This is a genomic window from Ideonella sp. (assembly GCF_041914305.1).
Classification (GTDB): domain Bacteria; phylum Pseudomonadota; class Gammaproteobacteria; order Burkholderiales; family Burkholderiaceae_C; genus Ideonella.
This window is the reverse complement of the sequence record NZ_JAYSDQ010000001.1, coordinates 92,230-117,940: the sequence shown is the minus strand read 5'-3', so window position 1 is coordinate 117,940 and position 25,711 is coordinate 92,230. Positions and strand designations below refer to the sequence as shown.

Annotated in this window: 24 protein-coding genes; 15 read left to right on the top strand and 9 right to left on the bottom strand. The window is 70.4% G+C overall.

Annotated features, from left to right (window positions below):
- The first annotated feature begins 53 nt into the window (after window positions 1–53).
- From nagA to ACE3SG_RS00485, 8 genes are all read left to right on the top strand, one after another.
- Window positions 54–1,178, top strand: a complete 1,125-nt coding sequence (gene nagA / locus ACE3SG_RS00520) for an N-acetylglucosamine-6-phosphate deacetylase (RefSeq protein WP_374561899.1) — start codon at window positions 54–56, stop codon at window positions 1,176–1,178.
- Window positions 1,171–2,181, top strand: coding sequence for an SIS domain-containing protein (locus tag ACE3SG_RS00515; protein WP_374562440.1), 1,011 nt, complete (start codon window positions 1,171–1,173; stop codon window positions 2,179–2,181). The genes nagA and ACE3SG_RS00515 overlap by 8 nt, the downstream gene beginning before the upstream one ends.
- Window positions 2,182–2,186: 5 nt before the next feature.
- On the top strand, window positions 2,187–3,683 hold the full coding sequence (nagZ, locus tag ACE3SG_RS00510; RefSeq protein ID WP_374561898.1) for a beta-N-acetylhexosaminidase: 1,497 nt from the start codon (window positions 2,187–2,189) through the stop codon (window positions 3,681–3,683).
- A gap of 48 nt (window positions 3,684–3,731) precedes the next feature.
- Window positions 3,732–5,060 carry an MFS transporter gene (locus ACE3SG_RS00505; protein ID WP_374561896.1) on the top strand — a complete coding sequence of 443 codons (1,329 nt, stop codon included), beginning with the start codon at window positions 3,732–3,734 and terminating at the stop codon, window positions 5,058–5,060.
- A complete protein-coding gene (locus tag ACE3SG_RS00500) occupies window positions 5,057–6,013 on the top strand; it encodes a glycoside hydrolase family 16 protein (protein ID WP_374561895.1) in 957 nt (318 codons plus the stop codon). The genes ACE3SG_RS00505 and ACE3SG_RS00500 overlap by 4 nt, the downstream gene beginning before the upstream one ends.
- Window positions 6,013–7,101, top strand: a complete 1,089-nt coding sequence (locus ACE3SG_RS00495; protein WP_374561893.1) for an acyltransferase family protein — start codon at window positions 6,013–6,015, stop codon at window positions 7,099–7,101. The genes ACE3SG_RS00500 and ACE3SG_RS00495 overlap by 1 nt, the downstream gene beginning before the upstream one ends.
- 158 nt (window positions 7,102–7,259) lie before the next feature.
- On the top strand, window positions 7,260–7,481 hold the full coding sequence (locus tag ACE3SG_RS00490; RefSeq protein ID WP_374561892.1) for a hypothetical protein: 222 nt from the start codon (window positions 7,260–7,262) through the stop codon (window positions 7,479–7,481).
- A 328-nt stretch (window positions 7,482–7,809) separates the two neighbouring features.
- A complete protein-coding gene (locus ACE3SG_RS00485; protein ID WP_374561891.1) occupies window positions 7,810–8,901 on the top strand; it encodes an acyltransferase family protein in 1,092 nt (363 codons plus the stop codon).
- Window positions 8,902–8,990: 89 nt separating this feature from the next.
- Here ACE3SG_RS00485 and ACE3SG_RS00480 read toward each other — a convergent pair whose 3' ends face one another.
- The gene (locus tag ACE3SG_RS00480; protein ID WP_374561889.1) at window positions 8,991–9,914 is read right to left on the bottom strand and encodes a LysR family transcriptional regulator; all 924 of its coding nucleotides are present in this window, start codon (window positions 9,912–9,914) and stop codon (window positions 8,991–8,993) included.
- Window positions 9,915–10,063: 149 nt separating this feature from the next.
- Between ACE3SG_RS00480 and ACE3SG_RS00475 the strand changes: the two genes are divergently transcribed.
- A complete protein-coding gene (locus ACE3SG_RS00475; protein WP_374561888.1) occupies window positions 10,064–10,777 on the top strand; it encodes a type 1 glutamine amidotransferase domain-containing protein in 714 nt (237 codons plus the stop codon).
- 10 nt (window positions 10,778–10,787) lie between these two features.
- Here ACE3SG_RS00475 and ACE3SG_RS00470 read toward each other — a convergent pair whose 3' ends face one another.
- The gene (locus tag ACE3SG_RS00470; protein ID WP_374561887.1) at window positions 10,788–12,758 is read right to left on the bottom strand and encodes a PhoX family phosphatase; all 1,971 of its coding nucleotides are present in this window, start codon (window positions 12,756–12,758) and stop codon (window positions 10,788–10,790) included.
- A 143-nt stretch (window positions 12,759–12,901) separates the two neighbouring features.
- On the bottom strand, window positions 12,902–14,176 hold the full coding sequence (locus ACE3SG_RS00465; protein ID WP_374561885.1) for a hypothetical protein: 1,275 nt from the start codon (window positions 14,174–14,176) through the stop codon (window positions 12,902–12,904).
- Between the two features lie 214 nt (window positions 14,177–14,390).
- Between ACE3SG_RS00465 and ACE3SG_RS00460 the strand changes: the two genes are divergently transcribed.
- From ACE3SG_RS00460 to ACE3SG_RS00450, 3 genes are all read left to right on the top strand, one after another.
- A complete protein-coding gene (locus ACE3SG_RS00460) occupies window positions 14,391–15,245 on the top strand; it encodes an ROK family protein (RefSeq protein WP_374561884.1) in 855 nt (284 codons plus the stop codon).
- An 88-nt stretch (window positions 15,246–15,333) separates the two neighbouring features.
- On the top strand, window positions 15,334–17,475 hold the full coding sequence (locus ACE3SG_RS00455; RefSeq protein WP_374561882.1) for a sensor histidine kinase: 2,142 nt from the start codon (window positions 15,334–15,336) through the stop codon (window positions 17,473–17,475).
- Window positions 17,472–18,119, top strand: a complete 648-nt coding sequence (locus tag ACE3SG_RS00450) for a response regulator transcription factor (RefSeq protein ID WP_374561881.1) — start codon at window positions 17,472–17,474, stop codon at window positions 18,117–18,119. The genes ACE3SG_RS00455 and ACE3SG_RS00450 overlap by 4 nt, the downstream gene beginning before the upstream one ends.
- A 34-nt stretch (window positions 18,120–18,153) precedes the next feature.
- Here the strand turns inward: ACE3SG_RS00450 and ACE3SG_RS00445 are convergent, their stop codons facing one another.
- Window positions 18,154–18,399: a hypothetical protein gene (locus ACE3SG_RS00445; RefSeq protein WP_374561880.1), complete on the bottom strand. Its 246-nt coding sequence runs from the start codon at window positions 18,397–18,399 to the stop codon at window positions 18,154–18,156.
- Window positions 18,400–18,616: 217 nt separating this feature from the next.
- Window positions 18,617–19,633: a 1-aminocyclopropane-1-carboxylate deaminase gene (locus ACE3SG_RS00440; RefSeq protein WP_374561879.1), complete on the bottom strand. Its 1,017-nt coding sequence runs from the start codon at window positions 19,631–19,633 to the stop codon at window positions 18,617–18,619.
- 127 nt (window positions 19,634–19,760) lie between these two features.
- Here ACE3SG_RS00440 and ACE3SG_RS00435 point away from each other — a divergent pair, with 127 nt between their 5' ends.
- Window positions 19,761–20,288, top strand: a complete 528-nt coding sequence (locus ACE3SG_RS00435) for an Lrp/AsnC family transcriptional regulator (RefSeq protein ID WP_374561878.1) — start codon at window positions 19,761–19,763, stop codon at window positions 20,286–20,288.
- On the opposite strand, the gene ACE3SG_RS00430 is transcribed toward ACE3SG_RS00435, so the two are convergent.
- Window positions 20,251–21,750 (bottom strand): PLP-dependent aminotransferase family protein, encoded by a 1,500-nt coding sequence (locus tag ACE3SG_RS00430; RefSeq protein WP_374561877.1) that lies wholly within the window; start codon window positions 21,748–21,750, stop codon window positions 20,251–20,253. The genes ACE3SG_RS00435 and ACE3SG_RS00430 overlap by 38 nt on opposite strands.
- Before the next feature lie 353 nt (window positions 21,751–22,103).
- Here ACE3SG_RS00430 and ACE3SG_RS00425 point away from each other — a divergent pair, with 353 nt between their 5' ends.
- On the top strand, window positions 22,104–22,574 hold the full coding sequence (locus ACE3SG_RS00425; protein ID WP_374561876.1) for an OsmC family protein: 471 nt from the start codon (window positions 22,104–22,106) through the stop codon (window positions 22,572–22,574).
- Window position 22,575: 1 nt separating this feature from the next.
- Window positions 22,576–23,208: an FMN-binding negative transcriptional regulator gene (locus tag ACE3SG_RS00420; RefSeq protein ID WP_374561875.1), complete on the top strand. Its 633-nt coding sequence runs from the start codon at window positions 22,576–22,578 to the stop codon at window positions 23,206–23,208.
- Window positions 23,209–23,236: 28 nt separating this feature from the next.
- On the opposite strand, the gene ACE3SG_RS00415 is transcribed toward ACE3SG_RS00420, so the two are convergent.
- The 3 genes from ACE3SG_RS00415 to ACE3SG_RS00405 all read right to left on the bottom strand — a co-directional run bounded on the left by ACE3SG_RS00415 (window position 23,237) and on the right by ACE3SG_RS00405 (window position 25,669).
- Window positions 23,237–23,677: a PilZ domain-containing protein gene (locus ACE3SG_RS00415; RefSeq protein WP_374561874.1), complete on the bottom strand. Its 441-nt coding sequence runs from the start codon at window positions 23,675–23,677 to the stop codon at window positions 23,237–23,239.
- 80 nt (window positions 23,678–23,757) lie between these two features.
- Window positions 23,758–25,035, bottom strand: coding sequence for a sensor histidine kinase (locus ACE3SG_RS00410; RefSeq protein ID WP_374561873.1), 1,278 nt, complete (start codon window positions 25,033–25,035; stop codon window positions 23,758–23,760).
- The gene (locus ACE3SG_RS00405; RefSeq protein ID WP_374561872.1) at window positions 25,028–25,669 is read right to left on the bottom strand and encodes a response regulator; all 642 of its coding nucleotides are present in this window, start codon (window positions 25,667–25,669) and stop codon (window positions 25,028–25,030) included. The genes ACE3SG_RS00410 and ACE3SG_RS00405 overlap by 8 nt, the downstream gene beginning before the upstream one ends.
- Window positions 25,670–25,711 lie beyond the last annotated feature (42 nt).

Sequence of the window (25,711 nt, the reverse complement as noted above, 5' to 3'; positions counted from 1 at the left end):
GGAGGGTGGCGGCTCCTGCGGAGCGCCACGATTGGGAACGGATTAGGACTGGAATGAGAGATTCGATTCAAGGCGCGATCCTGACGCCGTTCGGCTGGCGGCTCGGCGAGCTGCAGCATGAGCACGGCAGGATCGTCGCGATCAATGGCCGCGTGGTCGACGAGGCCGAGGTGCGCGCAAGCGATGCGCCGATCGTGCTGCCGGGTTTCATCGACCTGCACGTGCACGGTGGCGGTGGCCACGACACGATGGACGCGGGTGAAGCCGCGTTCCACATCGCCCGCACCCACGCCCGCCACGGCACGACCTCGATGCTGGCGACGACGATGACGGCGCCGGCCGAAGACATCCTGCATGCATTCGAGGCGTTAGGCCCGGTCTGCCGCAGCCGGCCGGCCAACAGCGCACGCGTGCTCGGCGTGCACCTCGAAGGGCCGTACATCAACCCCGGCAAGCTCGGCGCGCAGCCCGACTTCGCGCGGGAGGCCTCGCTCGACGAAGTGCGCGCGCTGCATGCGCTGGCGCCGATCCGCCTGATCACCGTGGCGCCGGAGCTGAAGGGCCACATCGAGCTGATCGCGCAACTGGTGCGCGAGGGCTACCGCGTGCAGCTGGGCCACAGCGCCGGTTGTTATGAAGACGGCGTCGCGGCATTGAACGCCGGCGCCGCCGGCTTCACGCACCTGTTCAACGCGATGACCGGCCTGCACCACCGCGACCCCGGCATGGCCGGTGCGGCACTGGCCCACGCCGAGTACTCGGAGATCATCCCCGACCTGCTGCACGTGCACCCCGGTGCGCTGAAGGCCGCGCTGCGCGCGATCCCCAAGCTCTACGGCGTCACCGACTCGACCGCCGCCACCGGCATGCCCGACGGTGAATACCGCCTGGGCCGCCACAAGGTCTTCAAGTGCCTGGGCGGCGTGCGGCTCGAAGACGGCACGCTCGCCGGCAGCGCGCTGACGATGGACCAGGCGCTGCGCAACTTCGTCGGCCTGGGCCTCGACGTGGCCGAGGCGTCGGCCCGCACGTCCACCTACGCGGCCGACTACCTGGGCCTGGCCGAGCACGGCCGGCTCGCCCCGGGGGCTGTCGCCGACATCGTCGTGATGGACCCTGCATTGAACCTGACGCGCGTCGTCATCGAAGGAGAGACCCTTGACCACCCGGATGCTTGAGGAAAGCCGCGAGGCGCCCCAGGCCGTGGCGCGCCAGCTGGCCGCCGACGCCGACACCTACGCCGCCTTGACCCGGTTGCTGCGCGAGACGCCGCCCGAGGGCGTGCTGACGATCGGCCGCGGCAGCTCGGACCACGCCGCGCACTACATGGCCTACCTGGTGATGGCGCGGCTGGGCCGGCTGGTCACCTCGCTGCCGATGTCGGTGGTCACGCTGTACCAATCGCAGCTGCAATGCGAGGGCCTGGTCTCGCTGGCGTTCTCGCAATCGGGCCAGAGCCCGGACCTGGTCTCGCCGACGCGCTTCTTGCGCGCAGGTGGCGCGCGCACCGTGGCGATCGTCAACCAGCCCGACTCACCGCTGGGCGAAGCCGCCGAATGGGTGTTGCCGCTGCACGCCGGCCCCGAGCGCAGCGTGGCCGCCACCAAGAGCTACATCGCGCAGTTGGTGGCCGGGGCGCGCATCGTCGCCGGCTGGGGCGAAGACCCGGCGCTGCAATCGGCACTGCAAGGCTTGCCGCTGGCGATGGCCCAGGCGCTGGACTGCGACTGGACGCGCGGCGTCGAGGCCCTGCACCGCGCCGACCGCCTGTTCGTGATCGGCCGCGGCACCGGCCTGGCGATCGCGATGGAAGCCGCGCTGAAGTTCAAGGAGACCTGCAACATCCAGGCCGAAGCCTTCTCGGGCGCCGAGGTCAAGCACGGCCCGATGGCGCTGGTCGAAGAGGGCTACCCGCTGCTGGTGTTCGCGCCGCGCGGGCCGGCACAGGCCGGGCTGATCGCACTGGCGGCCGAGATGCGCGACCGCGGTGCGCGCGTGCTGCTCGCCGCACCGCTGGGCACACCCGGTGCCGAGCTGCCGCTGGCCATGACTGCGCACGAAGACCTGGACCCGATCGCCGCGGTGCAGAGCTTCTACCCGATGGTCGAGGCGCTGGCCCGTGCGCGTGGGCTGGACCCGGACCAACCGCGCCACTTGGCGAAAGTCACCAAGACGCACTGATCCAAATGAGCATGTTGCAACCCGGCCACCTGGTGATGGTGGACATCGAAGGCAAGGCGCTGTCGGCGGAGACCGCGGCCTTCCTGCGCGAGCACCACATCCGCGCCGTCTGCCTGTTCCGCAAGAACCTGGGCACGGAAAGCGAAGTGCGGCGACTGGTGTCGGACCTGCGCGAGGTGCTGGGCCCGCAGGCGCTGATCGGCATCGACCAGGAAGGCGGCTCGGTCGCCCGCGCCACCTTCTTGCCGCAGGCACCGGCCGCGATGGCGCTGGGCGCGATCGAAGACACGGCGCAGGCCGAAGCCGCGGCCGAAAGCACCGGCGCCGCGGTCGCGCGCGGGCTGCGTGGCCTGGGCATCAACTGGAACTTCGCACCGGTGCTGGACGTGAACAACAACCCGGCCAACCCGGTGATCGCCGAGCGCAGCTTCGGCGCCGACCCGCACCGCGTCGCCCGGTTGGCCGGCGCCTGGATGCGCGGCTCGCTGGCCGAAGGCGTGGCCTGCTGCGTCAAGCACTTTCCCGGCCATGGCGACACGCATGTCGACTCGCACCATGCGCTGCCCACCGTCGACAAGAGCCTGGCCGAGCTCGAAGCGCTCGAGCTGATCCCTTTTCGCGCGCTGAAAGACGAAGCGCCGGCGCTGATGACCGCGCACATCGTCTACCCGCAGCTCGACGCCGAGCACCCGGCCACCTTGTCGCGCCGCGTGCTGACCGGCCTGCTGCGCGACACCATCGGCTACCGCGGCGTGGTGATCAGCGACGCGCTGATGATGAAGGCCATCTTCGACCGCTATGGCCACGCCCGCGGCGCCGTGCTCACACTCGCCGCCGGCGCCGACATGGCGCTCGCGCAGGGCACGCTCGCCGACCAGCGCGCCGCGATCGAAGCGGTGGGCGAAGCGCTGCGCGACGGCCGACTCGACCCGGCCGCGATGCAAGCCTCGCGCCTGCGGCTGGACACGCTGGCCCGCCGCTACCCGGCCGGCGCGGCCCCTTACGCCGACGCACGACGCACCGACGACGACACGCTGATGCGCGCGATCTGGGCCCGCGGCTTGAGCGCCTTCGGCGGTGCCACCGCCCCCGGCCTCGCCACGCCGCTGCGCGTGGTCACGCAAGACCGCGTCGACACCGACGGCGTCAGCGAAGCCGGCCTGGCCGCCGATGACGTGGCCGCGCTGTTCGCCGAGCACGCCGATGTCGAGCTGCTGCGCGTGCCCGACCTGCCGAACTTCGACCCCGCCACGCTGCCGCGCGACGGCCGCAAGACCATCCTTGCGTCCAACCACCGCAAGCGTTATGGCGAGTCGATGGTCGGCTGGCGGCCCGATCTGCACCTGGCGTTGTGGAATCCCTTCCAGATCGCCGACATCGCCGCACCGGCCGTCGTGACCTGGGGCTACGCCGACGGCGCACTGGCCGCGCTGCGCGATTGGCTTGCCGGCCGCGCGAGCGCCAACGGCGTGGCGCCGGTGGCGCTGGCCCCGCACGCTTGACGTGAAAACTGCACTGACCTCTTTTCAGCCGTCCTTCGGAGTTCAACCGTGACCACCGACACCCACGCCACCGCGGCTCCGAAGCGCTCACCGATGACCTGGGTGCCCAGCCTGTACTTCGTGCAGGGCCTGCAGTTCTTCGTCGTGATGCTGATCGCCGGCCTGATGTTCAAGAACATGGGCGAGCCGAACGACCGCATCGCCCGATGGACCGGCGTGCTCGGCCTGGCCTGGGCCTTCAAGCCGCTGTGGAGCCCGTTCCTCGAACTGGCCAAGAGCAAGAAGCTGATCGTCGTGGTGATGCAGTTCACCGGCGCCGCCGGGCTGGCATTGATGGCGGTGGCGCTGCAGTTGCCGGTGTACTTTGCCGCCTGCATCGGCGTGCTGTTCCTGCTGGCCTATGCCTCGGCCACGCACGACATCGCCTGCGATGGCCTCTACATGGCCAGCCTGAGCCCGAAGCTGCAGGCGGCCTACGCCGGCTGGCAAGGGGCGTTCTTCAACGCCTCGAAGTTCCTCACGCTGGGTGGCCTGCTGGTGCTGGCCGGCCACCTCGAAAAGAGCATCGGCGTGGCGCCGGCCTGGTCGACCATCTTCGCCATGCTGGCGGTGGTCCTCGGGCTGCTGGCCGCCTACAACGCCTGGGCCCTGCCTGGTGCGCTGAACACCGAGCATGCCGACCTGTCGGCCAGCAGCGTGATGAAGACGCTGGGCGAGGTGATCGCCGATTTCCTGCAAAAGCCCGGCATCTGGCTCGCGATCCTGTTCATCGTGCTGTTCCGCTTCGCCGAAGGCCAGGTGCAGACGATCGGCCCGCTGTTCCTGATCGAGCCGCGCGAAAAGGGTGGCCTCGGCCTGACGACCGAGCAGGTCGGCGTGGTCTACGGCAGCGCGGGCACGCTCGCCTTTCTCGTCGGCAGCGTGCTCGGCGGCTACTTCACCGCCTGGCTCGGCCTGAAGCGCGCGATGGCGGTGCTGATCATCGCGATGGCGGTGCCGAACATGACCTTCTACGCGCTGGCCGTGATGCGCCCGACCGAGATGTCGACCATCGGCGCGCTGGTCAGCCTGGAAATGTTCGGCTACGGCTTCGGCTTCGTCGGCATGATCCTGTACCTGATGCAGGCGGTGGCGCCCGGCAAGTACCAGACGGCCCACTACGCGCTGGGCACCGGCGTGATGCAGCTGGGCTTCATCTTCTCGAAGACGATCAGCGGCGACATCCAGGTCGCGATGGGCTACGAGCGTTTCTTCCTCTGGACGATCGCCTGCGGCGTGCCGGCGCTGGTGTTGATGTTCTTCGTGCGGCTGCCGGGGCGCGACACCACGGCCGCCACCGATTCGCCGAGCCCCGGCACCGCCGAAGCCACCGCATGAAGCCGCGCCACGCCGCGGCACTGCTCGGCCTCGCGCTGTACAGCCTCGGGCTGATCGGTGCGGTGCTGCTCAGCGCCGGCAACGCCGGTGCGGCCGAGCCCCAGCGCTTTTTCGACGACTTCGGCTACGCCAGCACCGAGCAGTTGGCCAAGGAAGGCGGGTGGACGCTGCGCGACGGCCCTGGCCACCCGGGTGTCGAGGGTGCCCAATGGCGCGCCGATGCGATCGGCCTCGCGCCCGACGAAGCCCTGCCCGGCAACCAGCTGCTGCGCCTGAACGCCCGCACCGATGGCACCGGCGCCGGCACCGTGCAGGCCCAGCTGTGCCACGCGCGCAAGTACCTGGCCGGCACCTACGCGGCGCGCGTGCGCTTCGCCGACGAGCCGGTCTCCGGCGCCGACGGCGACCCGGTGATCCAGACCTTCTACGCGGTCAGCCCGCTGCGCTTCGACTACGACCCGCAGTTCAGCGAGATGGACTGGGAATACCTGGCCAACGGCGGCTGGGGCAGCGACAAGACGCGGCTGTACGGCATCACCTGGCAGACCGTGCGGCTCGACCCGTGGCAGGCCTTCAACCAGCCGCACGAAGAGTTCGGCCCGCTCGGTGGCCGCTGGCACACGCTGGTGATGCAGGTGCTGCCGCCGCCGATCGGCGTGACCCGCTGGTTCGTCGACGGCCGCCAGATCACCGAGCACAGTGGCCGCAACCACCCGGTCGTGCCGATGGCGATCAGCTTCAACCTGTGGTTCTCGTCCGGCGGCCTGTTGCCGCCCAGCGCCGCACCGCGTGTCTACCGGCAAGACGTGGACTGGGTCTTCCACGCCCGCAACGAGGTGCTGTCGCCGGCCGATGTCGACACCGCGGTCGCCGCGTGGCGGCAGGCGGGCGTGGCACGCCGCGACACCGTCCCACCCGCCGAGCCTGCGCTGGCCAGCCCCTGCAACTTCTGATGAGCAACACGAATCCGCAGCGCCTGGACAGCGTCGACGCCCTGCGCGGCCTGACGGTCGCCGCGATGATCTTCGTCAACGATCCCGGCGACTGGTCGCACCTGTGGTGGCCGTTCGAGCATGCCGAGTGGCACGGCTGCACGCCGACCGACCTGGTGTTTCCGACCTTTCTGTTCATCGTCGGCGTGGCGCTCGCGCTGGCCGGTGGCCCGAAGCTCGATGCCGGCAGCGACCTGGCCGCGCTGCAGCGCGCGTGGTGGGGCCGAGCGTTGCGCATCGTGCTGCTGGGCTGGGCGCTGGCCGCGCTGATCGCCTTCAGCTTCGGCCACCACTGGCGACCGCTGGGCGTATTGCAGCGCATCGCCATCTGCTTCGGCGGGGTCGGCTGGCTGTACCTGCACGTGTCGCCGCGTGCGCGTTGGGGCCTGCTGGCCGCGCTGCTGGTGGGTTACGGCCTGCTGTTGAACGCCGGCGCCGACCTCGGCCGCGACACCAGCCTGCCGTCGCGGGTGGACGCCACGCTGCTCGGCCCGTTCGCCTACCGCTACGACCCGGCCACCGGCCTGGGCTACGAGCCCGAGGGCCTGCTCAGCACCCTGGGCGCTCTGGCCACCACGCTGTTCGGCGCCGCCTGCGGCGACTGGCTGCGCCGGCGTGAGCTCCGGCCGATCGTGATCGCCGGACTCATGGCCGCTCTTGCCGGCGTCGCACTGCACCTGCTGTGGCAACCGATGAACAAGGCCTTGTGGACACCGGCCTTCGTGCTCTTCACCGGCGGCCTGGCCGCGCTGGCGCTGGTGCTGCTGCACACGGCGATCGATCGCCACGGCGCACCGCCGATCGGCCGCCGCTTCGGCGTCAACGCCATCACCGCCTACGCCGGCAGCATGGTGATGGTCTGCCTGATGTACGGCGTGAAGTGGCAGGGCCGCTCGCTGCACGGCCACCTGTTCGACGCCGGCTTCGCCTGGCTCGTGCCCAGCTTCGGCCCTGAAGCCGCCTCGCACGCCTGGGCTCTGGTGCAGGTCGTCTTCTGGTGGGCGGTGCTGCGCTGGATGGACGCGAAGAAGCTGCGGATCAGCATCTGATGCTGGTGCCTCACGGCATCTTTCGGCAGTACTCCATCGCCTCGGCCGGCCTGACGCCGAAGCTCTCCTCCTGGCCGAAGGCCTGAAGATTCTCGGCGGGGATCCTGGCCCACAGGGTCGAAAACCTTCTCGGGTGCCGCGGTGTCCACGGGAATCGTGTGCAAGTCGCTGATCGTTTTCGCGAGTTCTCGCCTCCGAGCATCCGCATCGCTCACGACAAGGATGCGGCTGGGTATGTCGATGTTCTGATGGGGCAGATCAACGGATTGAAAGCCTGGCTTCCCGGCCAAGATGAAGAACAGGTGGCAGTCGCGGACGTCCGTCGGCGACAGGACAAAACTTCCGTCCGCCGCGCTGACGGCCTTCATACGACCGACTGAGACGTTTCCCAGGCTGATGAGGCTCCCCCTTCGGCAATCGATGTCCACCGTCACGCCTTCGACAGGTTGGCCGCTTCCCGGATCCAGGACCACGCCCTTCGTGTTGTGCAGGGGAATGAACGGGCTGGCGCAGGACGCCACCGAAAGCGCGACAAGAATCCAGGACACTGCTCGAACCGCTGACATCCCATACTCTCGAACCGTGAAGATGCGCCCACTGTAAGGTGCCCGTGGCCCGGCCGCGTCAGCCATGCGGTCGTGGGATGGCGCTGTGTCCCGGCGGCGCGGCATGATGCCGTCCCCCCGCTGTACAGGCCCCCGCGGCACCATGCATTCCTCCCCTTCCCAGCGCTTCGTCTCGGTCGATGCGCTGCGCGGCCTGACCGTGGCCGTGATGATCTTCGTCAACGACCCCGGCGACTGGTCCCACATCTTCGGCCCCTTCGGCCATGCCGCCTGGCACGGCTGCACGCCGACCGACCTGATCTTCCCGACCTTTTTGTTCCTCGTCGGCGTGTCGCTGGCGCTGGCTGGCGGGCCGAAGCTCGACAACGCGGTGGACACCGCGGCCTTGCAGCGCAGCTGGTGGTGGCGCGCCGCGCGCATCATCGCGCTGGGTTGGCTGCTGGCCGGCATCGCGGTGCTGACGCTGCCCAGCTCCCCAGGCGACACCGTGCCCTGGCGCCCGATGGGCATCTTGCCGCGCATCGGCATCTGCTTCGGCCTGGGCGGCTGGCTCTACCTGCACTTGGCCACCAAGGCCCGCTGGTTCGTCTACGCCGGGCTGCTGCTGGTCTATGGCGGGCTGCTGCTGTGGTGGGGTGACCTGACCCGCGACCACAGCCTGCCGTCGCGCGTCGATGCACTGGTGCTCGGCCATTTCGCCTACCACTACGACGCCGCCACCGGCGTGGGCTTCGACCCCGAGGGCCTGCTGAGCACGCTGGGCGCATTGAGCAACACCGTGCTCGGCGCGCTCTGCGGCGACTGGCTGCGCCGGCGCCAACTGCGCCCGATCGTGCTGACCGGCGCGGCCTTCATCGCCGCCGGCCTGCTGCTGCACTGGAAGGTGCTGCCGCTGAACAAGAACCTGTGGACGCCGCCTTTTGCGCTGTTCACCGGGGGCATCTCGGCCCTGGCGCTGGCAGCGGTTCATACGCTGGTCGATCGCCTGGGCGTGCCGCCCATCGGCCGCCGCTTCGGCGTCAACGCGATCACCGTCTACACCGGCAGCATCCTGCTGTTGTGCCTGCTCGACGGCACTCCGCTGCACGCGTGGCTGTACAGCCACCTGTTCGATCCGATGATCCCGGCGCTGGGCGCCAAGGCCGTGTCGCACGTCTATGCCTTGAGCGAAGTGCTGTTCTGGTGGCTGATCGTGCTGTGGATGGACATCAAGCGCATCCGCCTCAGCATCTGATCGAAAGCCCGCCGCACACCACCGACTGTGCCTGCAGAGCGGGGGCACCGCCGCCGCCCTGCCGCCACCACCACGGCCAGGACGTAGGCCTAACGTTGAGCCTTCGCCGACACCCGCGCCACCACAAAGTCGACAAACGCCCGCACCCGCGGCGCCACATGGCGGTTGTGCGGGTACAGGATCGTGAACGGCCGCGAGCGCCCGCCGAAGGGCTTGAGCACCTCTTTCAGCTCGCCGCTGCGCACGGCCCCCTCGGCGATGAAGTGGTAGATCTGGCACAGGCCGCCGCCGGCCCGTGCATGGCTCACGCAGCCCAGCACATCGTCCAGCACCCGCACCGGGCCGTCGACCGCGCGCTCGATGTCGACACCGTCTTCGCGGAAGAGCCAGGCCACCGCACGGCCGGTGCGCGGCAGCACGAACGGGATGCAGTCGTGCTGCCGCAAGTCTGCCAACGTGGCCGGCGTGCCGCGCTGCTTCAGGTAGGCCGGCGAGGCGAACACGCCCAGCGTAGCCTCTTCGAGCGGCCGTGCCACCAAGCGTGAATCGGCCGGCGCGCCCAGGCGGATCGCCAGGTCGAAACCCTCTTCGACGAAATCGATGTTGCGGTTCGAGACGCTGATCTCGAGCTTCAATTTCGGGAACGCCGCGTTGAACGCCGGCAGCAGCGGGAACAGCCGGTGGTGCGCGTAGGTGGTCGGCACGCTGATGCGCAAGGTGCCGCTCGGCTCGCTCTGACGGCCCGACACCACGCGCCCGGCCTGCTCGATCTGCGCCAGCGCCTGCTCGCATTGCTCGAAGTAGCTGCGCCCGTCGTCGGTCAGGCGGATCTGCCGCGTGCTGCGCACGAACAGCCGCGCGCCGAGCCGGGCTTCCAATCTGCCCACCGATCGGCTGACCGCCGCCGGCGTGATGCCCAGCGCCTGCGCCGCCGCGGTGAAGCTGCTCAGCTCGGCGGCCTTGCAGAACAGCTCGATGCTGCCCAGCTGCATCGGGTCGAAGCTGCGCGACATGAATTACACGGGGTAATGAGTGATGTTCACTCAAGCCAGTTTATCGCCGTGGCATGGCTGCATACAGTTCACGTCACCGGGCCCCGCGATTGCCTGCCCCCCACCACCTCTCACACCACCTCACACCAGCCCGCCTGAAGGAGTCTTGAATGAACCGCCGCATCCTGATGATCGTGACCTCCAACGCCCGCATGGGCAGCACCGGCCAGGCCACCGGCCTGTGGGCCGAAGAGCTGGCCGTGCCCTACTACCGCTTCGTCGACGCCGGCCTGCAGGTCGACCTCGCATCGCCCGCAGGCGGCGCCGCGCCGATCGACGCCGGCAGCCTCAAGCCCCGTGGCCAGAACGAGCCGATGGTCGAGCGCTGGCTGGCCGACGAGGCCTCGCAGGCCAAGCTGCGCGCCACCAAGAAGGCCGCTGATGTGGACGCCTCGACCTACGACGCGGTGTTCTTGCCCGGCGGCCACGGCACGATGTGGGATCTGCCGGGCGATGCCGGCGTGCAGCGCGCGGTCGAAAGCGCCTACGGTGCCGGCCGGCTGGTGGCCTCGGTCTGCCACGGCGCGGCCGGGCTCGTCAGCGCCAAGGGGCCGGACGGCCAGCCGCTGGTCAAGGGCCGCCGCATCAATTCGTTCACCGACGAAGAAGAGGCCGCCGCCGGCCAGACCGAGACGGTGCCGTTCCTGCTCGAAAGCCGGCTGCGTGAGCTGGGCGCGCTGTTCGAGGGCGCGCCCAACTGGCAATCGTTCAGCGTGCGCGACGGCCAGTTCATCACCGGCCAGAACCCGCAGTCGTCGGACCGCGTGGCGCTCGACGTGCTGAACGCGCTGGGCGTCAAGCCGGCGCCGCAGCGCACGGCCTGAGCGCGACGGGTCAGGCGCCGAGCTTGATCTGCGAGCCGACGGCCGTCACGTAGCCCACCGCGGCGCCGAAACGGTCGTTGTAGTTGGCGCGCACCAGCGGGTCCAGCGTCGGCTTAACGATGTCGTGCAGCGGCGATTCCCAGTCGCCCGGGTGCTGAAAGTTGCTCATCAGGTAGGTCCAGCCGTTGACCTCGTCGACCGCCTGCAGCCCGGTGGATTCGGCACCCGCCGGGCAGCTCAGGATGCGGCTGAGCTGTTGGGTCTCGACGTGGTAGGCCCACAGGAAGTTGTTGACGTGCATGCCGCTGTCTTCGCCGATGAACAGCGTGCGCATCTCTTCCGAGAACTTCAGGTTGTCGGGATTGCCGATCTTGTCGGCGTTGGCCAGGTTGCCCAGCGCATCAGGCGTGGCGAGGTCTTCGCCCAGCAAGATGAACTGCGAGCTGGCCGGCACCCAGTCGCTGTCGATGGCGTTGCCGTCGCTGTCGGTCTGGCTGGCCGCGAGCGTGTGCTCCAGCACGCCGCCCGAATAGACGCCGGCCGGGAAGACCACGTTGTGGGCCGCCACGAAGCCGCTGCCGCCACTGACCATCGAGTCCTTGATGGCCGAGATCGCCGAGTAGGCCTTCTTGTCCCGGATGTTGACGGTCGTGCCTTCCATCTTGGTGAAGGCCAGGCTGCCACCCTTGAGCGCAGCGTAGCGGTGCGTTTCCAGGAACGCGGCGGCCTTCTCCTGGCCGGCCTTCACGCGCACCCACAGCGTCTTCTTGTTCAGCACGATCCGGGTGTAGCTCGCGTCCAGCGGGTCGACGTTGACCGAGTCCATGATGTCGGTCGCGACGATGCCGCCGTCCACCAGGGCCTTGATCTCGGCGCTGGTGGCCTGCCCCAGCTTGATCCAGCGGATGCTGGCGCTGGCGGTGGCGTTGAGCTCGGTGGTGTACTGGGCCACGTAGAGCGTGCCGGCGGACAGGTCCTTCTCGGTGTCTGCCACGAACATGAACAGCCCGCCGTTGGTCGCGTCGTCACCCATCAGCGCGGTGCGGTTGTCGGGCATGACCTGGATCAGCTCGTGCGAGATGCGGCCCAGGCAGTAGTGCTTCTTGATCGTGCCGGTGCCGTCGGCATTCACCGTCACTTCGGGCAGGTGCCCGTAGTCGTAGGGCTTGGCCGTGGCCGCGTCGCCGAACAGGTTCTGGCTGAACTTGCCCAGCACGGCCAGCGATTGGCCCAGCGCGCCCTGATCGAAGGCGTCGGGCTCGTACTCTTCGGACGACAGGTGAGTGCCCCAGGGCGACAGGCTGGCGCCGCAGGTGATCCACAGGCCCTTCACGCCCGAGGTGTCCACGTTGTGGTACTTCACCAGCGTGAGCTTGCCGGTGTCCTTGTTCTGGTCGAGCGTCAGCACCGCGATCGGCGACGGCAGCTGGCCGTACAACGAGCTCTGGGCCTGGTCGCGCGTGGCGTATTCGAACTGCACCACGGCAAACACGGTGTTGCCGGTGACGCCGGCCACGTTGGCGCCGTCCACGGTCAGCAGCGAGGTGCCGTCGGGGCAGTCGGAGAAGAATTGGCGCTCCGAGCCGGCCACCGACCTGTCCACGATCGGCTGGTTGTGGATGTCGTAGTAGCCGCCGGCGATCACCGTGCCGCCGGCGCCGTTCGACACCGCGGTGCCGGTGATGAAGAAGGGCTCGTAGCCCAGCGTGAAGCTCTGGGTGCTGTGATCGTCGAAGCTGGCGACCAGCGTGGAGCCGACGCTGGTGGTGGCCATGGCCGCCGGGGTCGTCAGCGTCGGGGCCGGCATCGCGGTGAAGCTGACACCGGTCAGCGTGGCGGGCGGGGTGTCGTTGTCGTCGTCGCCGTTGCAGGCGGTGAGCAGGCCGGCCGAAGCGAGGGCGCTGCCCAACGGCAGCAGCGGCACGCCGGCAAGCATCTTGACGAGGTGGCGGCGAGAGGGCTGGAAGGTGGAAGAAGTCATGGGCTCTGGCGATGGCTGAAAAGCCGTCTGTGACCGGGGCCCCCACAACCACGCAGCGGCCCGCCGATCGACGGCGAAGCCGGGCACTCTAGGAAACTTAAATGTCAGGACCGTGACCGATTCAGGACGGCCGGCCGGCCCGCTCAAGGCGTTACAGTCGTGCGCCGTTCGGCGAAGTCGGCCCACAGCCCGGCCAGCGCCACCAGGCCAGGCTCGCCCTTGACCTGCGCCAGCGCCTGGCGGGCCTCGGCCGGTTGGCCGGCCAAGGCCAGCGCCATGCCGTGGTGCAGGCGGGCCTCGTCGGCACGCACCAGGCCACCACGCTGCAGCCCTTGCGCGATCAGCGGCAGGCCGGTGTCGGCCTGGCCTTCGGTGACCCAGGCCCAGCCCAGCGTGACCAGGGCCTGGCCATCGTGCGCCTTGCGTGCTGCGGCCTCGTCGCGGGCGCGGTTGCGGCGGTCGGCCTCGGCCTGGCGTTGGGCCGAATCGCGCCGCTGGGTCAGTGCCGACATCTGCGGCGCTGTCACGCCGGGCTGCGCCAGCGCTTCGTCGATCACCTTCACCGCCTCACCCGGAAAGCCGGCCTGCTGCGCCTGCGCGGCCAGGATCAACGCGTTGTCGGCACTGCCCAGCGCCCCGGCGGCGCGCAGCAGGCGCTGCACGTCGAGCAACTGGCGCTCCGGCCAGGCGGTGGGCTCGCCCAGCTCGCGCTCGACCAGCTCGGCCCACAGCGCGGGCTGCGGGTGCTGCACCGCCATGCGGCGCAGGCTGGCGCGATAGCCGGCCTCGTCTCCCAGCTGACGCTGGCTGCTGGCGAGCAGGCGCCAGGTGGGCAACGGGGTCGGCCGCGCGGCATCGGCATCGGCCTGCGTGGCGGCCAGCAGCAGCGTGCGCGCGGCGGCGTAGTCTTTCGAGAAGTAGGCCGCCGGGGCGCGCAGCGCCAGCACCTCGGCCTCGTGGCCGCCGGCGTCGGCATAGCGCCGCAGCCACTTGGCGGCAGAGGCGAAGTCTTTCGCGCGGTACAGGGTCTGGCCCATCGACGCCAGCATCTGCAGCTGCTCGGCCGGCGTCAGCCGCTGCGCGGCCAGCACCGCCTCGAACGCCGCCTGCGCGCGCCCCAGGTCGTTCTCTTGCAGCGCCGCCGCGCCGCGCAGGCGTTGCAGCATGAAGGCTTCGTACGCGTTCAATGGCCCGAGCGCATCGACCGCCTGCAGCTTGGCAGTCGCCTGCGCGCCCTGGCCGCTGTTGACCAGCGCCTGTGCCTCGACCAGCACCGCGCCCACTGCCGGGCGCGCGGTCTCGGTGGCCGCTGCGGCCGGCGCCTTCTCGGCGGCGCACCACGCCGGTGTCAACGTGCAGGCGGCCGCACAGGCCAGGGCAATCAGCAACGCGCGAGGGGCAAAAGGGACGGTCGGCATGGCGAAGTCAGCAAGTGGATCAATAAGATACCAGTAGCGTACCACTTGGCCTCGTATTTCATCAATCACCTCGTGCAAACTGGTAACACACTGGCATTGTTTCTCACGCCGGCCGTCGGTAGAACTACCGTCACCGCCCGGTAGATCGCCGCCTTGCGACCGACCGGTCCCGCCCGTCCAATCGGGTGCCAATCGGATATGGGGAGTACGTCGCGTGAGCCGAGTGATCGCACTGGACATTGGGGGCACCCACAGCCGCGCCGCGTTGGTCGAGAGTGGGCACATCACCTGGCGGGCCCACGTGCCGACGCCGGCCCACGACGGGCCGGAGGCGGTGGTCGCCACGCTGACCGACCTGCTGCGGGCCGAGCGCAGCGAGCCCGCGCTGCCGATCGGCGTGGCGGTGGCTGGCTTCGTCGAGCGCGGCTGCGTCACGGCCCACGCCGGGCTGCCGGGCTGGCAGGCGTTTCCACTCGCCACGCGCCTGAGCGAGCGCTGGGGCCGGCCGGTGCAGGTGTTCAACGACGCGCGCGCCGCCGCCTGGGGCGAGTACCAGCACGGCGCCGGCCGGGGCTGCAGCGAGTTCTGTTTTGTGACCGTGTCCACCGGCGTCGGCGCCGGGCTGGTGCTGGGCGGGCGCCTGCACCGCGCCCGCAACGGGCTCGACGCCGAGCTGGGTGAAACCCTGGCTGCCGATGGCCGGCCGATGGAAGAGCATGCCTCGGGCACCGCGCTGACCCGCCAGGCCCATGCGCTCGGCTATGCCAACGCCAGCGCGCTGTGCGACGCTGCCGATGCCGGCGAGCCGCGCGCCGAGGCCGCGCTGCAGCACGCGGTGGCCGTGCTGGCGGCCAAGCTGGCCGACCTGAGCGTGCTGCTGGGCATCACCCGCACGGCCATCGGTGGCGGCCTGGGCCTGCGGCCGGGTTACCTGCCGCGGCTGCGCGCTGCGCTGCAGGCGCTGCCGCCGCTGTACCACCACGAGCTGGTGTCGGCCACGCTCGGCGGCGACGCCGGCCTGCACGGCGTGGCCGCCTTGATGGATCGCCCGCCGTCGGCCCCGCCATGAGGCCACCGGCTTGACCAACGGTGGCCGCGTGGGCACCAGCGGCGCAAAGCTCCACGTTACGTTGGGTGCGGCAGCAGGGCCTTCGCCTATGCTGCGGGCCAAGCCGGGTGGCGCCCACCCGGCACCGCCCCACGCCGCCGTCACCGTGCCCGACGCCCACCTGCCTTTTGTTCACCGCCGCTGGCCCTGGTGGGCCGCCTCGCTGGCGCTGGTGCTGGGCCTGTTCGTCTCGTCGACGCTGGGCTGGCAACGGCTGCGCGACCAGCGCGAGCAGCAAGAGCACCGCAGCGCGCTCGACGGGCTGTGGCTCGAACAGTCGATCCGCGCGACGCTGGACCAGCACGAGCACATCCTGGGCAACTGGGCCCACGACGTGGCGCCGCCCGCGCCGGCCGCGCTGGACGAGTTCACCGCCCGCATCGACGGGCTGATGAAGGAATACCCGGCGCTGGTGGCGATCGACTGCCTCGACCGCAACGGCCACCGCCTGGCCGGCCTGCCTGCCTATACAAGCGCCAACCTGCGCCCGGCCCACCTGCCGCCCTTGAGCGACCCGCTGATCGCCAGCGCGATCGAGCGCGCCCACACGCTGCAGCAGCCCGAGTACAGCAAGGTCATCGAGCAAGGCGCGCCGCTGTGGGTGCTGGCGGTGCCGGTCACCGACGACAGCTCGACCTACGGCACGCTGATCGCCACCTACGACCTCGACCGCCTGCTGGAGCAAGAGGTGCCGTGGTGGTTTGTGCAGCGCTACGACCTGGCGTTGGTCGACCGCCAGAACAAGCGCCTGTCGCCGCGCGACGTGGCCATGCCGGCCGACCTGTCGGCCAACGGCGCCGACCGCCAGCAGCTGGGCTTCGGCCCGCCCGACAGCGGCCTGGCGCTGTGGACGCGCCCGCACCCGAGCGGCCACCCGTCCACCTTGCTGGCCGGCCTGGCCGCCGCGGTGGTCGCCTTCGGCCTGCTGATCGTGGGCCTGCTGCGGCTGCTGCAGCGCTGGTTGCGCGAGCGCCTGGCCGCCCAGCAGGCGCTGGCCGACGCGCTGCGCTTTCGCCAGGCGATGGAGAACTCGCTGCTGACCGCGCTGGTCGCCTTCGGCCGTGACGGCCGCATCATCTACGCCAACCCGGCGCTGGGCCGCATGCTGGGGCTCGACAGCACGGCGCTGGTCGGCACTGCGGCGCCGTTCCCCTTCTGGCCGGCCGAGCAGCGCGACGAATGCGCGGCCGCCCACGCCGCGATGATGCGCGGCGACAGCCCCCCACTCGGCCAGGCGCTGACCTTGCAACGCGCCGATGGCTCGCTGCTGCCGGTGCGGCTGTTCGCCTCGCCGCTGGTCGGCAACGAGCGTGAATCGCAAGGCTGGATGGCCTCGCTGCACGACACCAGCGCCGAGCACGAAGCCGCCCGCGTGGCACGCGAGCGCGACGAGCTGCTGCAGCGCACCGCGCGGCTGGCCAGCCTGGCCGAATTCGCCTCGGGCATTGCGCACGAGCTGAACCAGCCGCTGGCCGCGATCGCCAACTACGCGGCGGTGGCCGACAGCGTGTTGTCGCAAGACGCACCGCCGCGCGGCAAGGCCGAAGACGCGGTGGCCCGCATCGGCGAAGAAGCGCGCCGCGCCGGCCGCATCGTGCAAAGCCTGCGCGGCTTCATCCAGAAGCGCCAGGTCGAGCACCGGCGCCACACGGTGCGCTCGCTGCTCGAAGAGCCGCTGCTGCTGCTGGAGCCGCTGGCGCAGCGCCTGCGTGTGCGCATCGCGGTGCAGGCCAACCACGGCGCCGAGCACGAGCCCGAGATCGACTGCGACGGCGTGATGATCGAGCAGGTGCTGGTCAACCTGCTGCGCAACGCGCTCGAATCGCTGGCCGTGGCCGACAGCCCCGGCAACCACCCGACGCCCCCGCTCGACGCCGTCAGCGTGGGCGTCGAGGTCGACGATGGCCATGTCGTCGTCAGCGTGGCCGACCGGGGCCGTGGCCTGGCCGACCCGGCGCAGCTGTTCCAGCCCTTCTACACCACCAAGTCCGACGGCATGGGCCTGGGCCTGGCGATCTGCCGCACGGTGATCGAAAGCCACGGCGGCCGGCTCTGGGCCGAGCCGCGCGAGGGCGGCGGCACCTGCTTTCACTTTCGCCTGCCGCTGGCCGCCGACACCGGGCCGCTGATGGCCGCCGCCGCCAACCCGGTCCCTGCGACCGCTTCACCTCTTCACCTGCCTGCCGAATGAGCACCGCCTCTGCCACCATCGCGCTGATCGACGACGACCCTTCCGTGCGCCGCTCGCTGGCCATGCTGCTGGACACCCGCGGCTGGGCCAGCGTCGAGTTCGAGCGCGCACAAGATTTTCTCGACGACCCGCAACCCGAGCGCTTCGGCTGCCTGGTGCTCGACGTGCGCATCCCCGGCATGAGCGGGCTCGAGCTGTACGACGCGCTGACGCGCCGCGCGCAGCGTAGCTTGGCCTACCTGCCGCCGGTGCTGTTCCTGACCGGGCATGGCGATATCCCGATGGTCGTGCAGGCGCTCAAGCAAGGCGCCGCCGACTTCCTGGAAAAGCCGGCCGACCCGCGCACCCTGATCGACGCCATCGGCCGCGCGCTGGCCAGCGACCGCGAAGCCCGCCGTGCCCACGAAGGCCGCGCCGGCCTGGTCGCCTCGATCAACGAGCTGACCCCGCGCGAGCGCGAAGTGCTCGGCGAGATGATCGCCGGCTACCTGAGCAAGCAGATCGCCGCGCACCTGAACATCAGCACCAAGACGGTCGAGGCGCACCGGCTGCGCATCTACCAGAAGTTCAACGTGCACACCAGCATGGAGCTGGCCGCGCGGCTGCGCGATGTGCCGCCGAGCTTGTGGCAGGGCTCGGCCTGACGCGAATCAGCGCGCCGCGGCGCCCCCGCAGCGCTCAGTGCTGGTGCTCGACACCCACCCGATCGGCCTTCTTGGCCGGGCGCTGCTTGGCCTTGGCCGCGTGGGCGTCCAGCAGCCAGCCGATGTCTTCGGCGGTGCCGACGACGACGTAGTGCGGCGGCTGGTCGTCGCTGGCGGGCATCTCGAGCAAGAAGCCGCTGCGGGCCGTGTACTCGATCAGGTCGAGCGACGCCAGTTTGACCGCCAGCTCGAGCTCGGGGAGGGTGTTGTCGACTTGCATGGGCATCCCTTTGTTTGGATACGTGACTTCAAAAGCAAGCGGCACGCTGGTGGCCAGGCACGGGGCCGGAGCCAGACAGACAGTGAGCGCTCCATGAAGAAGACGGAATACAGCGCGCAAGTCAGACAAGTCAGTGTGTTAGCACGGGTAACCACTTAGGTCGGGTGGGCGGGCCGGTGCGGCCCGTCGCCGGCGGCCAGCGCGGAGCGCCCGGCGCTCAGCCGTTGCGGAACAGGAAGCTGTAGGCGTTCAGCGCCGGCACGCCGCCCAGGTGGGCGTAGAGCACCTTCGAGCCCGGCGGAAACTCGCCGCGGCGAACCCGGTCGATCATCCCGTGCATCGACTTGCCCTCGTACACCGGGTCGGTCAGCATGCCCTCTTGCCGCGCGCACAGGCGAATGGCCTCCAGCGTGCCCTCGTTGGGCAGGCCGTATTCGGGCCCGCCGTAGCGGGTGTCGAGCACCACGTCGTGCTCGGTGATTGGCCGGCCGAGATCGACCAGTTCGGCGGTGTGGCGAGCGATGCGCAGGATCTGCGCGCGGGTCTTCTCGGGCTTGGCCGAGGCGTCGATGCCGATCACCCGGTCGGCCCGGCCATCGGCCGCGAAGCCGACCACCATGCCGGCCTGCGTGCTGCCAGTGACCGAGCAGACGACGATGTAGTCGAAGCGAAAGCCCAGCTCGGCCTCTTGGGCACGCACCTCTTCGGCAAAACCGACGAAGCCGAGGCCGCCCAGCGGGTGCTCGGAGCAGCCCGCCGGGATCGCGAACGGCTTGCCGCCGGCGCGTTTCACGTCGGCCAGCGCCTGCTCCCAACTCGGCCGGATGCCGATGTCGAAGCCGGCGGCGTCCAGCCGCACATCGGCGCCGAGGATGCGTGACAGCTCGATGTTGCCGACGCGGTCGTACACGGCGTCCGAGTAGTTGACCCAGTTCTCCTGCACCAGCACGCACTTCAGCCCCAGGTGGGCCGCGACGGCAGCCACCTGGCGCGTCTGGTTCGACTGGATGCCGCCGATCGAGACCAGCGTGTCGCAGCCTTGCGCCAGTGCCTCGGGGATCAGGTATTCGAGCTTGCGGGTCTTGTTGCCGCCGAAGGCCAGGCCGCTGTTGCAGTCCTCGCGCTTGGCGTACAGCTCGACCTGGCCACCCAGGTGGGCACTCAGGCGCTTCAAGGGCCGGATCGGCGACGGGCCGAAGGTCAGGGCGTGGCGGGGGTAGCGGTGCAGGTTCATGGCGAGGGCTCATGCAGTGGGTCGGTGAGCCCGATGCTAGGAACAAGCGCCTTTAACAGGGTTGCGAAATCAACGCCATGAACGCATCATCGAAACGCCACGGCCCAGCGTTTGACGCTGCCATTGCATGAAATCCATCCAACGCGCAACAAAAGTTCGTCGCCCCTCCGTGCCGGCGCCGCAGCCTTCGCTCACCAGCGAGATCGACCGCACCGACAAGGCCATCCTGCGCCTGCTGCAGCGTGATGCGTCGCTGTCGAACGTGGCGCTCGCGGCCAAGGTCAACCTAAGCCCGCCGGCCTGCCTGCGGCGTGTCGAGCGGCTCAAGCAGATGGGGCTGATCACCGGCATCGTCGCGCTGCTGAACCCGCGCGCGCTCGACGCGGGCATGCTGGTGATGATCGGCGTGGTGCTCGACCGGTCCACACCCGAGTCGTTCGCCGATTTCGAGAAGGCCGCGGCCAAGGTCTCGGGCTGCATGGAATGCCATGTCGTCACCGGCGAGTTCGACTACTTCATGCTGATCCGCACCCGCGACAACGACAGCTTCAACCAGCTGCATGCCGAGCAGCTGCTGCACCTGCCCGGCGTGCGGCAGATCCGCTCGTTCCTGGTGCTCAAGCAGGTGCTGTCGACGACGCAGTTCCCGATCTGACCGCCATGCGCCGCAGCAGCGGCGCGATCGCCGCCACCGCGCGCTGCAACGCCGCCTCGTCGTAGCCGGCGTAGCCGAACAGCCAGCCGCGCCGGGTCGACTCGATCGCGTAGCGCGACAGCGGCGCGAGCATCACGCCGGCCTCCAGCGCGCGCGCCGACAACAGATGGTCGGCCGCACCGGCGCGGGCCTCGTGCAGCAGGTGCAGGCCGTGGTCTTGCGGCGCGAGCTGCAGTGCCCCGTCGGTCGCCTCGGCCAGCCAGCGCCGCAGCGCCGCCTGGCGCGCCGGGTAGAGCTCGCGCATGCGGTTCAGGTGGCGCAGCAGATGGCCCTCTCCGATGAAGCGCGCCAGCACCGCCTGCTGGTCGCCGGGCGCATGTCGATCGGCCACCGCGCGGGCCACGGCAAACGCCGGCACTAGCGCCGGCGGCAGCACGATGAAGCCCAACCGCAAGCCTGGGTGCAGCGCCTTCGAAAAGGTGCCCACATACAGCGTGCGCTCGGCCTGCAGCAGGCTGCCCATCGCCGGCAGCCGGTGCGCGCCGTACTGGAACTCGCCGTCGTAGTCGTCCTCGACCACCCAGCCCTCGTGCGCACGGGCCCAGGCCAGCAGCGCCAGGCGCCGCGGCAGGCTCATGCGCACCCCCGTGGGGAACTGGCAGCCGGGCGTCGCCACCACCAGCTTCGCGCGGGGCCAGCGGGCGGCGCCCTGCGCGATGTCCAGGCCCTGCTCGTCCAGCGGCACCGGCCGCGCCACCGCGCCCTGGCCCAGCAGCGCCGCGCGGATGCCCGGGTAGCCCGGGTCTTCGACCATCACCTCGTCGCCGGGGTCGAGCAGCAGGCGGCCGATCAGGTCCAGCGCCTGCTGCGAGCCCGAGCAGACCAGCACCTGCGCGGGGTCGCAGCGCAGGCCGCGCGAAGCCCACAACCATTGGGCGATCGCCTCGCGCAGCGGCGCCCAGCCGGCCGGGTCCAGGTATTGCGCCAGCGCGCGGCGCTCGGCCGCCGGCACCTGGCGCGAGAGCCGGTCCCACAGCGCGTACGGAAAGCTCTCGACCTCGGGCGCGCCGATGCGAAACGGCAGCGCCGCTTGCAGCGGTGGCTGCCAGCGCAACGCAATGTCGGCGATCGCCTGCCCGCGGCGCGACAGCACCGGCGCCACCGCGCGCGCCACGCGCTTGCCGCGTGGCAGCGCGCCGAAGCTGGGCGCCACGAAACTGCCGCGGCCGACATGCGCCAGCACGTACCCCTCGGCGCGCAGCCGCTCCATCGCCCACAACACCGTGTTGCGCGACACGCCCAGCTGCTGCGCCTGGGCGCGTGTGGGCGGCAGGCGCGCGCCGGGCTTCAGGCTGCCCTGCTCGATCGCGCTGCGCAGCTGGCGGTAGACCTGCAGCCGCAGCGGCGTGTCGTCGCCAGTGGCTGGGGCAGTGGCGGGGGTCGATTTGGCTCTGCGCGGCATCCCGAATTGGCTCCTTGGCCGTTCAGCATAGCGCGTAAGCTGAAGGGCCAATACCGCTTAGGGCCTGTTAACAGTACGGAGACCCGATGCGTTGTCACCAGAACAAGTCGAGCGCAAGGCGCAAAACGAAGCCGGGGCGCGGCCCCGGCGAGGCTTTGCAACGTCGCGATCGGCTGTTCTGGTGGCAACCCTTCGGGAACGGGCCGTGCAGGGCGCATGGCGTCGTTGCCCACCTTGCCCAGGCACCAGCCTGGGCGGCGGCGGGCGCCTTGCCCTGCATCCCTGCACTGCCCGTTCGCACGGGTCTCCGTAGTGTTAACAGGCCCTAACCCGCCCAACCCGAGGACCACCCGATGGCCGATTACACCGCCCGCACGCTTTGGCAGCGCCAGCCGCACGAAGTGTTCACCGACCAGCGCTACCACCGCCGCCACTTGCTGCAGTTCGACGGCGGGCTCGAGGTGCCCGGCTCGTCGTCGCCGCACTCGGTGCCGCTGCCCTATTCCGACCCCGCGGCGGTCGACCCCGAAGAGGCGCTGGTCGCGTCGGTGTCGAGCTGCCACATGCTGTGGTTCCTGTCGCTCGCGGCCAAGGCCGGTTTCGTCGTCGACGACTACCGCGACGACGCCAGCGGCACGATGGCGCGCAATGCCGAGGGCCGGATGGCGATCACGGCCATCACGCTGCGGCCCGCGGTGCGCTTTGCCGGCACGCCGCCTTCGGCCGACGCGCTGCAGCACCTGCACCACGAAGCGCACGACGCGTGCTACATCGCCAACTCGGTCAAGGCCGAGGTGCGTTGCGAGCCGAAGACCGAGGTCTGACATGCACCTGCCGCAGTTCACCAACGACGACCCCGCCGCTTGGCAGGCGCTGATGGCCGAGTACCCGCTGGGCACCTGGTTCAGCGCGCACGACGGTGCGTTCCGCGCCGACCATGTGCCGTTCCTGTTCGACCCCACGCGCGGCGCGCACGGCACGCTGCTGGCGCACGTGTCGCGCGCCAACCCGGTCTGGCGCCACCCGGGTCAGAGCCTGGTGGTGTTTCACGGCCCGCAGGCCTACGTGTCGCCCAACTGGTACCCCAGCAAGCACGCGCACGGCAAGGCCGTGCCGACCTGGAACTACGCGGTGGTGCAGGTGCATGGCCAGGCGCGGGCCGTCGAGGGCCGCGACGAGTTGCTGGCCCTGGTCGAGCGCCTGACCGCGACGCACGAGCGCGGCCAGGCGGCGCCGTGGCAGGTGTCAGACGCCCCGGCCGACTACATCGACCAGTTGCTGCGCGCGATCGTCGGCATCGAGATCACGGTCGAGCGCATCGAGGGCCGCTGGAAGATGAGCCAGAACCGCAGCGAGGCCGATCGGCTCGGTGTGGCGGCCGGGTTGCGGCAGATCGGCAGCGAACAAGCGCAGGCCGTGGCCGCGCTGGTTCAGCCCCGCCAGGCCCCTGCCCCGTGAGCCGGACCACGGCCGATGCGGCAGGGGGTCAGTGGCGCGTCTGGCGCGGGCTGGCCTCGATCTCGGGGAAGTGCTCGGCGTATTTCTCGATCCACTCGGCGGCGGCCTCGTCGATGCCGAGCTCGCGGCCCTCGGTGCGTTGCACCGCGCGGCGGTAGTCTTCGATGTGGCACACCTGCTCGACCATGCGGGCGCGGAACGCATCGTCGGCATCGAGAAAGGTCACCCCCAGCTCGTAGCCGCTCAACGGGTGCGGTTTGCACCAGGCCACCCGGGCATGCACCTGGAACGGCGGCTGCACATAGCCGATGCTGATGTCGACCATCGAGCCCGGCCGCACCGCGCAACCCGACCGAAAGGCGAGCCCGCCCAGGCTGATGTCGTGGGTGTGGTAGCCCGAGACAGGGCCGTCGTCACCGATCCCGATCTCGATCGGGACATCGATGGGGTGCCGAATGAACTGACGCATGTCACCTCCCTCCGGGCGCTCGCCCAATCCGAGGATACGCCTTCGGCCGCCGCCGCAACAGCCACCCCCCCAATAGCCCGTCAGCCATCCAGCGGCAGCTGCAGCTCGACCCGGGTGCCGCCGCCGGGCCACGAGTCGACCTCGATGCGCCCGCGCAGCGCCGCGATGCGCTGGGCCATGAAACGCAGGCCCCGGCCCGACGCGGCGCAGACCACGTCGAAGCCGCACCCATCGTCGCTGACGCGGATCCGCAGCGTGCCGCCCCGCGGCTGCGCCTCGACCCGGATGCAGCGCGCCCCGGCGTGCTTGATCGCGTTGGTCAGCAGCTCTTGCACCACCCGCAGCAGCTGCAGTGCTTCGGACGGCCCGAGCCACGGCACCGCGGGCAGGTCGTGCATCTGCCAATCGAGCGTCACGCCGGCAGCCGCCAGCCGGTCGCTCATGCGAAACCGCAGCGCGGCCAGCAGGCCGACCACGTCCAGCTCGGCCGGCTCGAGCGAGTCGATGATCAGGCGCAGGTCGACCAGGCATTCGCGCAGCATGTCGGCCAGCGCCTGCGGCCGGGCCTCGCCGTTCTCCACCGCCACCAGCGACGCGGTCAGGCCGCCGCCGACGACGTCGTGCATGTCGCGCATCAGCCGTTGCCGCTCGAGCAGGATCGCGCGCTGGCGCTCGCTCTCGACCAGTTGCGCCTGGCGGTGCTGCAGCTCGGCGGCCAGGCTGTCCGCCACGCGCCGTTGCCGAAACACCGCGAAGATCGCGTCGCCCAGGCGCACGCTGTAGGCATAGATCAGCCCGAAGCCGACCACGCAGCCCAGGCTCGCGTAGCCCAGCCCCAGCCGCCACACCGGCGCCAGCGAGGTCGGCACGCAGGCGGTGACGATCGCGCAGGTCAGCATGCCGCGCGTGACCGGGGTGTTGGCGGCGCAGAAGAACAGCATCAGGTTGAACGCGCAGGCCAGCAGCATCGCCGGCGCCGACGGCGCCGTCAGCAGCCACGGCACCGCCCCCCACAGCAGGCCGCTGCAGCCCACGCTGGCGGTCACCCACGGCATGCAGGCGGCGATGGTGTCCAGGCTGCGCCCCGCGCGTTGGATACGCCGGTACAGCCAGCCCTGCCCCGCATAGTTCAGGCACGCCGCCGCGCACCAGCCCGCGAGCAGGGCCGCGGGCGCCTGGTTCTTCCAGCCCAAGGCCACCGCGATCGTCACGAGTGAGATCGCCAGCAGAGAGACCCGCCAGTACGCGACGAACGCCAGCACCAGGTCGATCAACGCGGCGTCGGCGGCCGACGGGGCGCCGACGCGCTCGTCGGCGTGGACCGGTGCGCCGCCGACCGGCAAGGCCAGCTCAGTCATGCACGATCCCCAGCTTGCGGGCCTCGTAGACCGCCTCGGTCTTCGAATGCACCTGCAGCTTGCGGTAGATTCGCTTCACGTAGGTCTCGACGGTGTGGCGCGACAGCCCCATCAGGCCGGCGACCTCTTCGTAGCCGTAACCCTTGGCGCTGAGCACCAGCACCTGGCGCTCCTGCGTCGAGACCAGGCCGGCGCTGGCCTGTGGGCTGGCCAGCGCGCCGATGCGCAACATCAGCCGGCGCGCCACGGTTGGGCTGATCGGGCTGCCGCCGGCGCACAGCAGGCGGATCTGCTCAACGATGTTGACCGGGCGCGCGTCCTTCAGCAGATAGCCGGTGGCACCGGCCTCGATGCACGACAGCACCGCCTGCTCGTCGGCAAAGACCGTCACGACCATCGACTCGCACGCCGGCCGCGTGGCCTGCGCGTGGCGGATCAGCTCGATACCGCTGCCGCTGGGCAGCCCGAGATCGACCAGCAGCACGTCGGGCTCGGTCGCGTCGAACAGCTCACGCGCTTCGGGCAGGTCGGCCGCAACGCCCGCGACGCGCAGGTCGACGGTAGCGCGGATCGCCAGCTCGAACCCGCGGCGGATGCGTTGGTCGTCTTCGACGATGAGGACCGTTCGTGCCATGGCGCCGACTCTACGAGGCCCGGTCGAGGCGTGCGCTGCCAC